The 252-nt window shown below is 57.9% G+C and carries 1 pseudogene; it reads left to right on the top strand.

Features of this window, described 5'->3' with window-relative positions:
• Positions 1-252 (top strand): annotated as a pseudogene (locus SB773_RS33400) (Rieske (2Fe-2S) protein); the annotation flags it as partial.

A 252-nucleotide genomic window follows, 5' to 3' on the forward strand; every position in this document is an offset into this window, starting at 1 on the left:
GGCGGCGACCCTGACGCCCTGCTTAATACGTTGGGCCATGCGCTATTACGCGAGGACGCCGAATTCCATTCGTTTCAAATGTATGAAGCAGCGGTCGCCGAATTTGAGCGCTGGACAATACGTAGCGATGATTTTGCCGCTCGCGCTGGTGAAACAATGCTTCTGGCGGCAACCCGCTATTTGGCGGCGCATGCACCCACCCCTCGTGAACTTCCACATATCGCCCGAATTGCCACTCGACTGCACCGGGGC

This window comes from Bacillus sp. SIMBA_074, from assembly GCF_046534555.1.
GTDB classification, from domain to species: Bacteria; Bacillota; Bacilli; order Bacillales; family Bacillaceae_G; genus Bacillus_A; species Bacillus_A mycoides.